The sequence below is a fragment of the Ammoniphilus sp. YIM 78166 genome (assembly GCF_004522215.1).
Taxonomy (GTDB): Bacteria; Bacillota; Bacilli; order Aneurinibacillales; family RAOX-1; genus YIM-78166.
In genome coordinates this window covers 623871-637040 of sequence record NZ_SDLR01000004.1, presented here as the reverse complement: position 1 = coordinate 637040, position 13170 = coordinate 623871, and the positions used below count along the sequence as shown (strand labels likewise).

The 13170-nt window shown below is 47.1% G+C and carries 14 protein-coding genes; 2 read left to right on the top strand and 12 right to left on the bottom strand.

All coding sequences use genetic code 11. The annotated features are described in order from the left end of the window. Positions 1–360 precede the first annotated feature (360 nt). The 11 genes from murQ to EIZ58_RS19715 all read right to left on the bottom strand — a co-directional run bounded on the left by murQ (position 361) and on the right by EIZ58_RS19715 (position 10364). On the bottom strand, positions 361–1260 hold the full coding sequence (gene murQ / locus EIZ58_RS19765) for an N-acetylmuramic acid 6-phosphate etherase (protein WP_134702586.1): 900 nt from the start codon (positions 1258–1260) through the stop codon (positions 361–363). Continuing rightward, positions 1245–2228: an N-acetylglucosamine kinase gene (locus tag EIZ58_RS19760; protein ID WP_134702585.1), complete on the bottom strand. Its 984-nt coding sequence runs from the start codon at positions 2226–2228 to the stop codon at positions 1245–1247. The genes murQ and EIZ58_RS19760 overlap by 16 nt, the downstream gene beginning before the upstream one ends. Then, entirely contained in the window at positions 2215–3039 is an 825-nt protein-coding gene (locus EIZ58_RS19755; RefSeq protein WP_134702584.1) for a carbohydrate ABC transporter permease, read from the bottom strand. The genes EIZ58_RS19760 and EIZ58_RS19755 overlap by 14 nt, the downstream gene beginning before the upstream one ends. A 1-nt stretch (position 3040) precedes the next feature. After that, positions 3041–3913: a carbohydrate ABC transporter permease gene (locus tag EIZ58_RS19750; protein WP_370297771.1), complete on the bottom strand. Its 873-nt coding sequence runs from the start codon at positions 3911–3913 to the stop codon at positions 3041–3043. Positions 3914–4077: 164 nt separating this feature from the next. After that, positions 4078–5379 (bottom strand): ABC transporter substrate-binding protein, encoded by a 1302-nt coding sequence (locus EIZ58_RS19745; RefSeq protein WP_134702583.1) that lies wholly within the window; start codon positions 5377–5379, stop codon positions 4078–4080. A gap of 37 nt (positions 5380–5416) precedes the next feature. Further along, a complete protein-coding gene (locus EIZ58_RS19740; protein ID WP_134702582.1) occupies positions 5417–6271 on the bottom strand; it encodes a MurR/RpiR family transcriptional regulator in 855 nt (284 codons plus the stop codon). A gap of 101 nt (positions 6272–6372) precedes the next feature. Beyond that, positions 6373–7116, bottom strand: coding sequence for a GntR family transcriptional regulator (locus EIZ58_RS19735; protein ID WP_134702581.1), 744 nt, complete (start codon positions 7114–7116; stop codon positions 6373–6375). Continuing rightward, complete coding sequence (gene nagB, locus EIZ58_RS19730) at positions 7101–7847, bottom strand: glucosamine-6-phosphate deaminase (RefSeq protein WP_134702580.1); 747 nt, start codon at positions 7845–7847, stop codon at positions 7101–7103. Before nagB ends, EIZ58_RS19735 begins: the two co-directional genes overlap by 16 nt. A 16-nt stretch (positions 7848–7863) precedes the next feature. Continuing rightward, complete coding sequence (gene nagA / locus EIZ58_RS19725; RefSeq protein WP_134702579.1) at positions 7864–9081, bottom strand: N-acetylglucosamine-6-phosphate deacetylase; 1218 nt, start codon at positions 9079–9081, stop codon at positions 7864–7866. A 74-nt stretch (positions 9082–9155) separates the two neighbouring features. Beyond that, on the bottom strand, positions 9156–10142 hold the full coding sequence (gene spoIID, locus EIZ58_RS19720) for a stage II sporulation protein D (protein WP_134702578.1): 987 nt from the start codon (positions 10140–10142) through the stop codon (positions 9156–9158). Positions 10143–10226: 84 nt separating this feature from the next. Next, on the bottom strand, positions 10227–10364 hold the full coding sequence (locus EIZ58_RS19715; RefSeq protein WP_134702577.1) for an anti-repressor SinI family protein: 138 nt from the start codon (positions 10362–10364) through the stop codon (positions 10227–10229). A gap of 265 nt (positions 10365–10629) precedes the next feature. On the opposite strand from EIZ58_RS19715, the gene EIZ58_RS19710 reads away from it, so the two are divergent. Continuing rightward, positions 10630–11112: a hypothetical protein gene (locus EIZ58_RS19710; RefSeq protein ID WP_134702576.1), complete on the top strand. Its 483-nt coding sequence runs from the start codon at positions 10630–10632 to the stop codon at positions 11110–11112. A gap of 32 nt (positions 11113–11144) precedes the next feature. Continuing rightward, positions 11145–11321 carry a hypothetical protein gene (locus EIZ58_RS33555; protein WP_167577806.1) on the top strand — a complete coding sequence of 59 codons (177 nt, stop codon included), beginning with the start codon at positions 11145–11147 and terminating at the stop codon, positions 11319–11321. 73 nt (positions 11322–11394) lie between these two features. Here EIZ58_RS33555 and EIZ58_RS19705 read toward each other — a convergent pair whose 3' ends face one another. Further along, entirely contained in the window at positions 11395–13077 is a 1683-nt protein-coding gene (locus EIZ58_RS19705) for a phospho-sugar mutase (protein ID WP_134702575.1), read from the bottom strand. Positions 13078–13170 lie beyond the last annotated feature (93 nt).

Here is a 13170-nt window from a genome sequence, read left to right as displayed (position 1 = left end):
ACGCTTGGAGGGCATCAATCCTCAGCTTTGGTGCCCTGATCCAGGCTTTCGCAGGCTTAGAGGGCATCAATCCTCGACTTTGGTGCCCTGATCCCGGTTTCGACACGCTTTGAGGGCATCAAAATTCGGATTTGATGCCCTGATCCCGGCTTCGGCTCACTTAGAGGGTATCAATCCCCGCCTTTGATGCCCTGATCTAGGCTTCGGCTCACTTGAAAGGCATCAATCCTCGGCTTTGCTGCCCTGATCCCGGCTTCAGCACACTTAGAGGGCCGCAATCTCAGCTTAATCACACTCCCTCTCATGGCCACTAACCAAAAAACCCCCAACCTCATAAGGTCAGGGGCTCACATCCACTATTCAATTCTCCAACGCCTGCCGTATTCGTCCACCTACTCGGTTCAGCTGGGCACGCGCTTCTCCCGAAGATATTCCCTTGAGCTTCATCAAGATCCCCACCCGGGCATCTCCTTCTGCTTGTTCTGCGAGCTTTTCTGCTTCTTCCCAGGTGCATTCTGTCGCATCCATGATGATTTTCTTCACACGTTCCCTCAGCTTCTCATTCGTCGCTTGGACGTTCACCATCAGGTTTCCATACACCTTACCCATACGGACCATCGAAGCTGTCGTCAGCATGTTAAGCACCATTTTCTGAGCCGTACCTGCCTTGAGCCTTGTCGAGCCTGTGACGGCTTCCGGTCCAACGACAGGGGCGATTGCTACGTCAGCGACTTTACTCATTTCCGAGTCTGGATTACAGGATAACGCGATCGTTTTGGCCCCTCTTCGCTTGGCTTCTTCCATTGCGCCCATCACATAAGGCGTCCGGCCGCTGGCCGCGATGCCCACCACGACATCCTCTGCCTTCACGCCCACTTTATCGACATCCTCACGACCTAAATCCGGTTCATCCTCAGCTCCCTCAATTGCTTCCACCAAAGCACTCAAGCCCCCAGCGATCACCCCTTGAACAAGGGAGGGATCGGTGCCAAACGTGGGCGGGCATTCTGCTGCATCCAGCATACCCAATCTTCCACTCGTCCCCGCCCCGAAATAAAACAGCCTTCCCCCTTGTTCAAATGCCTGGACAACCAGGTCCACCGCCTGCGCTACCGTATCCAATTCTTTTTCAACCGCTAAGGCGGCTTTTTGATCTTCTAAATTCAGTTTTTTTAATATATCCAGCGTCGGAAGGGTATCCAAGTTTTCCGTATCTGGATTGCGCCACTCCGTTAGCAGTTCTTTCAACTTTTCTGCCATACTTCCACTTCCCTTAGCTTATTTCTGATAGGTTCGGAGAGTTCAACTCCACTGGACTGCATTGCCATGATCAAAGCTCCAAACACGGGAGACAACACCCCTATCTCTACAGAAAACTTTCTCCCCGCCAAACGCTCAACAACTAATCGTTGAACCAAGCTTTCATGCTCCATCAGTCCTCCCGCCAAAACCACAGGGAAAGCCTCGCCTTGCCCCATCTTCCTCTGACAAGCTTCCACGAGCTCAACGAGCTCATCTGCTGCCTGAGCAACCAGACTCACAGCGACTTCATCCCCCTGTTCCGCCGCTTCCAAAACCATCCTCCCCGTATCCGCTATCACTTTACGCGGGTTTTCTGACCCATAAACATGTGAAATAAGGAGAGGAACCTCAGTGACCCCAAACCTGGATAAAGCCAGCTCAGTTAGTAACGTGGGTTTCCCTCTTCCATCATGGGCTCTCATGACAGAGATCAATCCCTGCTTCCCGATCGAAAATCCGCTGCCTTCATCTCCTAATAGATAGCCCCAGCCTCCGACCCGATAACGTTCTCCCTGCGCGCAAACCCCATAAGCAATGGATCCGGTGCCAGCGATTAAGACAATGCCTGGCTTTCCCCAGGTTCCGGCATACAACGCGGTGATCGCATCGTTGTCAATCACGAGACCTCCTGGACATAGGTCATGGAGCCCCCTCATCAACAACTCTTTTTCCCGCGGGCGATCAGCGCCCGCTAGCCCCAAAAATATGGCTCGAACCTCGGCCAGCGATCCCCCGGCTTTTTCCACGAGCTCCTGACACAAGGCCCTCAATGTACCTTCGACTTCGGGAAGAGAGCGCGAGAGCATATTCGAGGAATCGCCAACAACCGAAGCCAGAATCTCTCCTGATTCATCCCCTATTACCCCGCGCGTGCTCGTTCCCCCGCCGTCGATTCCGATAAACCAGTTTTTCCTATTTAACCGCACCGGCAGTCAGCCCTTCCATGAACTGTTTAGAAGCGAGCAAGAACACAATAATCATGGGCAAAGCGGAAAGCGTCAGACCGGAGAATAGCATACTCCAATCTGCTTCATATTCCCCAAACATCCCCAGCATCCCAACCGGAATGGTTTTCTTCATATCATCCTGAACAAAAATGAGTGGGAAGAAAAAGTCGTTCCAGGCCTGGATAAAGTTGATAATCATCACCGTTCCAAGCGCCGGGCGAATCAAAGGGATTAAAATCTTGTAAAACACTTGCACATGGTTGCAGCCATCAATCCGTGCAGCCTCCTCGAGTTCAACTGGCAAGGTCCGGAAGAAACCCGTTAAGATAAACACGGAAATCGGGATGCCGCTCGCCGTATAGATCAGAATTAAGGACCAAAGCGAGTTCACGAGCCCTAAATCTTTCATTAAGATAAACAAAGGAACAATCCCTAGCTTGATGGGGATCATCAACCCGAGCAAAAAGAAAAAATAGAGAAGTCCGTTCCATCTAAACGAAAAGCGAGCCAAGTAAAACGCGGCAAGAGATGAGCTTACGAGAATCAAAAGCACAGAGACACTGCTGACAATTAAGCTATTAATCATAAACTGTGAAAACGGAACAGCTTCCCAGAGCTTCTGATAAGGTGCTAAGCTGAGGCTCTTGGGTAACCCTAAAGGATTGGAGAAAATCTCGGCATTGCTCTTAAATGAGGAACTAATCATCAGAAAAATGGGGTAAAGCGCAACAAGCGCAAACAAGTAGGCAAAGAGGTATTGCATGGAACGAGCGCCAATGGAAGTCTTCATCTTAATGCTGCACCTCCCGTTTTCTCATGAAGTATAGCGATAGGGCGGAGATCGATGCGACGATGAAGAACAGCACAACCGCGAGCGCGGATCCCAGACCAATCGAGGTCGAATCAGCTCCACCGGAGCCCCCAAAGGCCAATCGGTAAAAGTAAACCGCCATCGTATCCGTCGAATAATACGGTTCCCCCTTTGAGCCTTGCATCGCGTAAACCAATTCAAAGGCTTCAAACGCCTGGATAAACGTAAGCACCGTCATAATAGTAATGGCCGGCATACACATCGGTAAAATAATACGCAACAGCAAGCGTGGACCACTTGCTCCGTCCAGCCGCGCAGCCTCCACCACTTCTTCCGGAATGGATTGCAAGCCAGCCAAAAAGATCAACACCCCAAAACCAACACCAAACCAGCTGTTGACTAAAATAATAGATAATAAGGCGGTATCCGGATCTCCGAGCCACGGCCGTGCCCAAGATTCCAAACCGATCTTGGCAAGCAACGTATTTAGTGCCCCGAAGTTAGGATTTAAAATCAGCTTCCACATAAAACCAACAATAATGACGGAAAGAAGACGAGGCATAAAATAAGCAATCTTTAAAAACTCCGAGCCCCGGATTTTGCGGTAAATGATATAAGCGAGGGCAAAGGCAATCCCGTTCTGCACAATCATCTCTACTATAAAGTAAATGACATTGTGGCCAAAAGCATTCCAGAACATCTTATTGAACGGCTCGACGGTAAACAGCTTAATAAAATTTCCTAGACCTACAAACTCGCCTCTGGCAATTCCCTTCCAATCGTACAAGCTATAGGTGAAGGCGGAAAGAATCGGATACACCACAAAAAGAAAATAGATCAGGAGGGCTGGCATTGGAAACAGATGGACCAAGTGCCTCGTCCATTTGCGCTTGCCTTTTTTCTCGACTCTCAGGTTGACCTTCTGCACTTCCATCTCCAGTTTGCTACTCATGTTTTTCACCTACTTCTATGGGAAAGGAGTAAAACCTCTCGTTTTACTCCTTTCATGGAATCGACTTACTTTTTCGGTTGGAACCACGTGTCCGTTGCTTTTTGTACTTCTTCTGCGACCTGCTCCGGCGTCAGCTGACCTAAGAACATCCCTTGCAGCGCATTCTCAATCGTCGCCTTCGTCGTTGGCTCTCCTTGGTTAAAGTTCACGACCATCAAATAAGGAGAAGCCACCGTTTGGGACAACTCCGCCATCTTGTTCACGAGAGGATCATTGACATTGACACCAGGAAGGGCCGGAATACGCTTGAATTCATTAGCAAACACATCGGCAAAGGACTTCGTGGTCATAAACTCCATGAACTTCATGGCTTCTGCTTTTTTACCCGACTTGGCATTGAGCCCATAAGAACCATCCACCCAAGTCGTAATGACCGATTGACCGTTATCCGTTGGCATCGGGAAGAAATCTAAAGCAAGATCCGGGTTCATCTTTTGCAAGACTTCTAATTCAAAGCTTCCTTGGATGTACATCGCTGCCTTTTCGGTAAAGAACAAGGTACGGATGTCGTTTCCATCTAAGCCCGTAAAATTATCGGGGAAGTAAGCAGAAAGCTCCTTTAGACGTTCAAGAGATTTCACAAATTCAGGGCTCTTAAAGTTCTTCTCTCCTTTTAATAGAGGGTCGACGAACTCGCCTGCATTATAGGTTCCGGGAGCAATCACCCCATGGCTTAAGGAAAGCAGCCAGCCTTCTTTGGAACCGAAGGCAAATGGTGTGACTCCCTTGTCTTTCAACGTCTTGGCCACCGTAATTAACTCATCCCAAGACTTCGGTTCGGTTAACCCATTCGCTTCGAAAATCTTTTTATTATAATAGATTTGAGTGGAGTTCAAGGAAAGAGGAACCCCGTATACTTTACCATCATTAGCAGTAGCTGCAGCTAATACGTCTGGGGCAAAATCCTTCAATCCACCTACTCCATCCAGCGGCTCCAGGTAGCCGGCTTCTGCTAAAGTCATACCAGCCCGATACGGGCGAAGCTGCATGATATCTGGACCGGTGTCACTTTGCAGGGCGGTATTGAGGATCGTATTGTATTCCGTAGCTTTGAACGGCTTAAAGTCAATTTTAATCCCTGGGTTTTCCGCTTCAAAAGCCGCAATAACCTTCTTATATCCCTCTGTATCTTCTACGCGCCAGCTATGCATGGATAGAACAACCGGATCCTTCGCCGGTGCCGTCGCTTCTGGCTTCGGCTGCTCCGCTGGCGGCTGACTTGCTTCGTTGCTTGATCCTCCGCATCCGCTCAATACTAGGGAAGACATTAACAACATAGAACCCATTGAAGTTAACCATTTTTTCATCGTTCTTGTTACCCCCTACATTCTATTTTTCTGTCAATCATCCCATCGACCGTTTGGTCCGGCTTACCGCTTGTCTGGTTTTATCTAATAGCGGAATCACCTGATCCTGCCGTCGGCTTGCCATCGCAATGAAAACGATGTCAATTACATTCAGCTGGGCAATCCTAGAAGCCATCGCACCGGTTCGAATGCTTTTCTCCACGGAGCTGGTGAACAGTCGAATGTCTGCCAATTCCGATACCGGATTGGAGCCAAATTTCGTAAGCGTAATGATCTTAGCTCCCTGTGCCTTGGCCTCCGTGATGGATTGAATAATGTCCTCCGTCTGCCCGGAATAAGAGATGCCAAACACCACGTCTTGCTCACTCAGGTTCACCGCCGAGGTCAGCTGGGCATGAAAATCGGAGTAAGCCTCGCACCATAAATTAATGCGGTGCAGCTTCTGCCTCAGATCATAGCCGATCACGGCCGAGGCCCCTACGCCATAAATATCAATCTTGCGAGCCTTCAGTAGCGCTTCCGCCGCTTCTTCCACAGATTCAGGAGAAAGCACCGAGACTGTATCCTGGATCGACTGCATATTATTGCTGCTTACGGAATGGATAATAGAAGTAATCGATCCATCCATCCCAATCTCCTGGTACTTCTCTTGAATGTTGCCCATCGTCAAATCTCCGGCAATCCGCAGCTTCAGCTCTTGGTACCCCGACATGTTCAGCGATCTAGCTAAACGAATAATCGTCGCATCCGACACTTCGCTTAGTTCAGCCAGCTTCTGAACCGATAGCTTGACCACCTCTTCCGGATGATCCAGGATAAATTGAGCTGCCTTCCGTTCCGACGGCTTCAATTCCTCCAGCATCGCCCTTAAACTCACCAAACCACCGTTCATCCTAAACCACTCCATTTACTTCCTACTTAATATCTATTTTATGTCGTAATATTTCATGCGTCAATATTTGTTTTGTAAACATTATTTCATACAAACATTCTTCATCTCGGCTCCGTCCTTTGCATATCGATCACAAACTTATATCGGTCACCCGGGTAGACGGATTTGACAATCTCCAGCGGTACCCCATCCGTCAAATACGTTTTCCTTTGAATCAGGAGAACCGGCGCCCCCTGCTCCAGCTCTAAAATCTCGCATTCGGAGCCCCTCGCTAAAGAAGCCTCAAGCACTTGATGGGCATTCCCGATCTTTAACTGGAGAATGTTCTCAACATATTCATAGATTGATCCCTCTGCCGCTTCCGCTGAAAAACCAGGAAGAAGACTTGCCGACAAATACGAAATCTCATACGCCATCGGAATGCCATCAGCTAGCCGCACTCGCTTGACCTCGTAGATCGGTGCCTCCTCCGATAAACCCAACTTCTCCGCCAACGGCTTTTTCGCCCGGATCAACCCAAAGTGGAGGAGCTTCGTACTCGGCACCATCCCCCTCGCCCGCATATCCTCCGAGAAGCTGGTTACTCCTCTTAACCCCTGCTCCATCTTTCCTTTAGAAACAAAGGTGCCGCGACCCTGCTGCCGCACCAGGTAACCATCATTGACTAAGTTATTGACCGCCTGCCGCACCGTCATCCGACTGATTCCATAAGCCTCACAAAGCTCGCGTTCAGAAGGAATCAGATCCCCTGGCTTCAAGCTGCCCTGTTCAATCAACTCCTTCATCCCTTCTTCAATTTGATAATAAATAGGAATGGGTAAATTTTTATTTATCGTAAGCTGCATGACTCTCGTTCCTTTACTTTTTGTAAGGCAGCGGTATCGGCGATTATGGTCACGTCTGCATGCTGCTTGAGGATACTTGCGGGCACTTGCTCATCAACCTCTCCAGCAGCCAAGCGATAGAGAATGTCCGCTTTTTTGTCCCCGGAAGCCAACAAGATGATTTGCTTGCTCTTCATGATCGTAGCAATCCCCATGGTAATGGCATGCGTAGGGACCTCACTAAGATGGTTGAAAAATCTTGCATTAGCCTGTCTCGTCGCCTCGGTCAGGGCCACGATGTGCGTCGTGGACTGAAACGAAGTACCCGGTTCATTAAAGCCAATATGACCATTGGTCCCAATCCCCAATAACTGCAAATCGATTCCCCCCGAAGCCGCAATCCGTCCTTCGTAACGCTCACATTCCAAGCCTAAATCGGAAGCCATGCCGTCCGGCAAATGAGATGTAGCCAAGTTTATATGATGAAATAAATGATGATCCATATAAAAACGATAGCTGTTGCGGTCTCCCGGAGCGATCCCTACATATTCATCCAGGTTAAAGGTGGTGACTTGATGATAATCCGTTCCACCCACTTTTGCCTCCCGAACCAGCTCCGTATAGGTACCAATCGGTGTCCCGCCCGTTGCTAGTCCAAGGACCGTCTTTGGTTTTTTTCTCACTTGGTTCACGATCAATCGCGCAGCCAGAACGCTCATCTCTTGAGCATCTTTCGCCTCAATCCACTTCATGAATGACTTCCTCCTCCTACTGTTGATAAGCTAATGTCCCCCGGCAAAAGGTCATCCTTACGTTCATCTGTTCATCTAACACGACCAGGTCAGCATCTTTCCCCACACGCAGACTCCCTTTTCGATTCCAGAACCCTAGCTGCCTGGCTGGGTTCTCTGCTGTCATTCGAATTACGTCTTCCAACGTACACTTCGTATAGCTCATCATATTCCAAGCGGCATCCTTCATTTTTATAATACTACCCGCTAGGGTGCCATCTTCTAGAACCGCCTTGCCCCCCTCGACTTGAACGTCCTGACCCCCAAGCGTATAATGGCCATCTCCCAAGCATTTTGCTCGCATCGCATCGGTGACCAGAATAATGCCTTCTGCTCTTTTCAATCGATAGGCCAAATCAATCATTTCGGGGCAAGCATGCACCCCATCCACAATCATCTCGACTTTGATTTCATCACGCAACAAAACAGCCCCTACCACCCCAGGCTCACGATGGTGCATTCCCCGCATCCCATTATATAAGTGAGTTGCATGCGTCACGCCTGCTTGAATCGCTTGCACAGTTTGTTCATAGGTGGCGTCGGAATGGCCAATGGAGGCCACCACACCCGTTTGCTTCAAGTAGGCGGCGAACTCGAGCCCTCCTTCCTGTTCTGGTGCCAAAGTCACGAGGCGAATCGCACCCCCGGCTAACTCTTGCCACCTTTGAAACAAGGTGACATCCGGAAGCCGAATGGCCCCAGGCGGTTGGGCTCCTGCCCGAATAGCAGATATGAAGGGTCCCTCCAAATGAATCCCCAATACTTCAGCTTTTCCAACCTTATTGTTTCCTTCTATATAGACAGCTGCATTCTTCAACGCTCGCTCAATCGCTTCTTGATCCTGCGTCATCGTTGTCGCCAAAAACGCCGTCGTCCCTTCCGCCGGCAAGGCTCGGGACATGATCTCCAACGCTTCTTCCGTAGCATCCATCGTATCCGCTCCCGCTGCCCCATGAATATGAACATCAATCATCCCAGGGACAACCTTCCAAGACGCAGGAAGCTGAATCGCTCCCTCTATAAGTGCTGGATCTACCTCTGCCGCACATCCTACCTCCGTGATCTGATCTTGCGCCACTTTGATATACCCATTTTCGAGCTGTCTCTCTTCTCCATACACCTTAGCACCTGCTATGATCCATTCGCGTGTAATACGAATCACTCCTGTTATATTTTGGTGGTTAAATTCTACCATCTAGTCGTTTGGTTGTCTAGACCAGTATAGGCAAAAAAATAGAGACTGGTGCAGTCTCTGTGTCTGTCTCTCTCTTATTGTATCCACTGATGATAGTCCTCAATGGCAATCCCTTGATAAAAATAGGTCACGATATCTGTGGCCGTTTTCCCGCTTTGCGCCATGCCATGCGCCCCCCATTGACTCATGCCTACGCCATGTCCATAGCCAAAGGTCCTCACAAGCAACTTTCCATTTTTCATTTCCCACGTAAAAGACGAGGAAGGAAGGTTCATTTTCTCTCGAATCTCTCGACCTGTAAAGGTTTTTTCCCCAACCTTTACCTTCCCGACCCGATTCCCCGTCGTCCGCTCTAAGATCTGATACCAAGCATTGGGTGCTGCAGCCGTAATTGCAATTTTCACCCCTAGCATCTTCTCAACGTCCTGCAGGGAAAATTCTTTTTCTCCCTCATATCGTGGAGAAGCCTTATCCCAAGGAACCTCTACACTGCGCAGGTAAGGGATCTTTTGAGCCCAGTATTCCTCCGAATTTTCCGTAAAACCATTACTCGTAGAAAAAAACGTCGCATCGATGGGCTTCCCGTCAAAGGTTAAGACCTTCGCCTGTGTCTCTACAACCGCTTGACGAATGCGCTGAATCTTCCAAGCGTATTCTTGGCCCCATGCAGCACGCCGCTGCTGATCATCCATGAACACCTGGTGTTGAACCGTATCCGTTACCTGAGCTCCTTCTGGAACATCCTTAAACTCCTTATTCGCCAACCTCCGAACAATATAGGTCCGAGCCGCCATCGCCTGTGCTTTCAGTGCTTCCAACTCAAAATCAGCCGGCATCTCCGCAGATAGAACTCCTACAATGTATTCTTCGATCGGATACGTCTCTACGCGTTTTCCCTCCGTCCGATAGACCGAGATGGAAATCTGATTTTCTAATTGACTGGGAGAAGGGATCTCCGGCAAACTGACCTCAGGTTCCTTCGAGGCGAAAAGTGTGATGATAGCTGGGATGACCATAACGATCGTAAGCAAAATAGCTAGTCCAATTCCTATTCGTTTCATTGAATCCCTCCTGATGAACACACGGTTGTCTCTCTCTTGACTCTATACATGTGTATTCAGACAAGCGGGGGAGTATGAAAAGATTTAGGCGGATACTAGCTTTTGATGTTGATTCAGAAAGTCGCGGATCTCTTCGATGGATAATCCGAGCGAGACAGCTTCGTTAATGAGTTCTATCCATTCCGGGTCTAACCAAGTTCCTTCCTCATGCTGCGTTGACATTATTATCCTCTCCCCTAACCTTAGTCCTATCTTGTTGTGTACTATCGCCATTTAACATTATTAGCATCTTGTTTATAGGTACATTATACTATCTTGGTAATTTTTAGTGTGTCATTTTGTGTCGAGGTATTTCAAATTTTGTATTAGTATTTCTATTACTAAATCCACTTTTTGACTATTTACTCATTGCATAAGTGACTAAAATCAACTATTATTTATATAGAACACTAACGTTCTAAAACAAGAACATAGGACGGTGTATTAAATGAAAAAGTTCATCAAAGCTCTGGTTGTAGCTAGTCTATTAATAACAGGATCTGCTCTACCTGTTGGAGTTTCAAACGCCTCTAGTTCCACTGAATTCATTAGTAGAAATTTTTCAATTGAGGTTGACTACATCGTACAAGGTTGTGATGAGCCCATTCACTTGACTGGTTGGCTTCATTATAACGATCACTTTACAGATAATAAAAACAAGTCATTAGTTGTACTCCATGGAAATCCTCAAGGAATAAAAGGAGTAGGATTACATAGTGGAGCTGAGTATAATGGCGTTGGAAGTACCATTTGTATCATTAATGATAATCTTCAATCATACAATACGACATATATAGACAATTTTCATTTGATCAGTAAGGGAAAGACCCCCAACCGAACTGTTCACATCAATTATCACCTTACAGAAAACGCCAATGGGGAAATAACAGCTGAGTTAGAGCATATTAGTATCGAATGTAAAGACAATTAGTTTCAATATAGAGGCTAGAGGGAGGTGATAATATGAAAAAGCCCTATGAACAGCCTTATGTCATGATTCATGAGGCAATTAGATTTGAAACAAGCATGTCATGTAGTAATTGTTATACTCCAGACCCTGGTACAGGATCCTGGCTTGATCCAATCACCTATCCCATAGGTGATGACAGTAAAAAAGGAGGAAAAGGAAAAGGGAAATAGTATCTGCCTACTCATAGTTCCATTAAGAATTCCCTAGTTATATAATAACTAGGGAATCTTCTTAAAAGATATTTTACACTATCTGCATTACCGCACTCTTCAGTTTCTCCAACCTATCTTCTGAATCGCTCAAACTAACCCCCTTTACTCCAATGTAAAATTTAATTTTCGGTTCGGTTCCAGATGGACGAGCAGCGAACCAAGAGTCATCATCGAAGAAAAACTTAAGCACATTCGATTTAGGCAAACCGTCAATTCCTTTCTTATAATCTTTAATTTCTATAACTTTCATGGACCCGAGCTGACTTTGCTGATTTTGACGAAGCCGCTCCATTATTTCGTTAATTTTTGTAACCCCATCAACACCTTTTAGGGTCAAGGAGACGAGATCTTCTTTAAAATAACCCACTTTATCAAACAGCTGAAGAAGAGCTTGATACACGCTTAATCCTTGCTTTTGATAGTAAGATCCCATTTCCGCTGCAAGCATGCAGGCTTGAACGGCATCTTTATCCCGGCAGAACGCTCCAGCCAAGTATCCATAGCTTTCCTCATAACCAAACAAGAAAGTCTTTTCCTTTGTCTCTTCAAATTCTTTAATTTTCTCGCCAATAAATTTAAAGCCGGTCAGAGTATCTAGTGACCCCATCCCATATTGCTTCGCTACTTCCGCCCCCATTTCGGAGGTAACAATCGTCTTGATGACTACCCCGTTAGTAGGTAACTGACCCTGAGCTTGCTTTTGCAAGAGGATATAATCCACTAAAAGCGCACCAAGCTGGTTTCCTGTTAACACGGTAAACTGACCATCCAATCCCTTAACGACAACCCCGGCCCGATCGGTATCAGGATCCGTGCCCATAATCATATCCGCTCCCACTTTTTCCGCTAGAGCAATCGCCAATTTAAAGGCTTCATGTTCCTCCGGGTTAGGGGATTTAACCGTGGAAAAGTTAGGATCAGGCAGCTCCTGTTCAGGCACCACATGAACATGCTCGAACCCCATGTCTTTCAATACTCGTCGAACCGGTAAATTTCCTGTTCCATGGAGGGGAGTAAATACGACTTTATAATCCGCATTTGTTTCCTTTGGCTGCAAAGCAAGCGTTCTAAGCTGCTCTTGGTAAGCATCATCAATTTCGTTGCCAATCCATTGAAATAGCCCTTGAGCTTGTGCTTCTTCTAGATCCATGGCCTTTACCTGAAGCTCATCGCTTACGTGAGCAATCTCCGCGGTAACTGCATCAGCGAGATCGGTAGCAATTTGTGCCCCATCCTCCCAGTACACCTTATATCCATTGTACTCGGGAGGATTATGACTGGCCGTAATTACTATTCCAGATATCGCTCCTAAATGACGTACAGCAAAAGAAAGCTCCGGGGTAGGACGCAGCTCTTTAAAAACATAAGCCTTAATTCCATTTTGGGCTAAAACTAATCCAGCCTCCTGGGCAAATTCAGGAGACTTATGACGCGAATCGTAAGCGATCGCTACCCCTCTGTTTTTCGCCTCTTCCCCTTGACGTAGAATATATTGGGCTAATCCTTGGGTTGCTTTTCTTACGGTATATGTATTCATTCGATTCGTACCGGCTCCGATAACGCCACGAAGACCACCAGTACCAAATTCAAGTGATTTATAAAAACGATCTTCAATTTCTTTTTCATTTCCTTCAATAGAAGCCAATTGTTCTTGTAGTTCTTGATCTAGATGATTCGCCTGCTTCCAGCGCAAATACTCCTGTTTATAATTCATGCTCTCCTCCAGATATATTAATCTTTTCCTTATTTTATCAGGTGACTGGGACTTTGTGGGGATAATTTTTCTTAAGTTATATAGATATTCGTT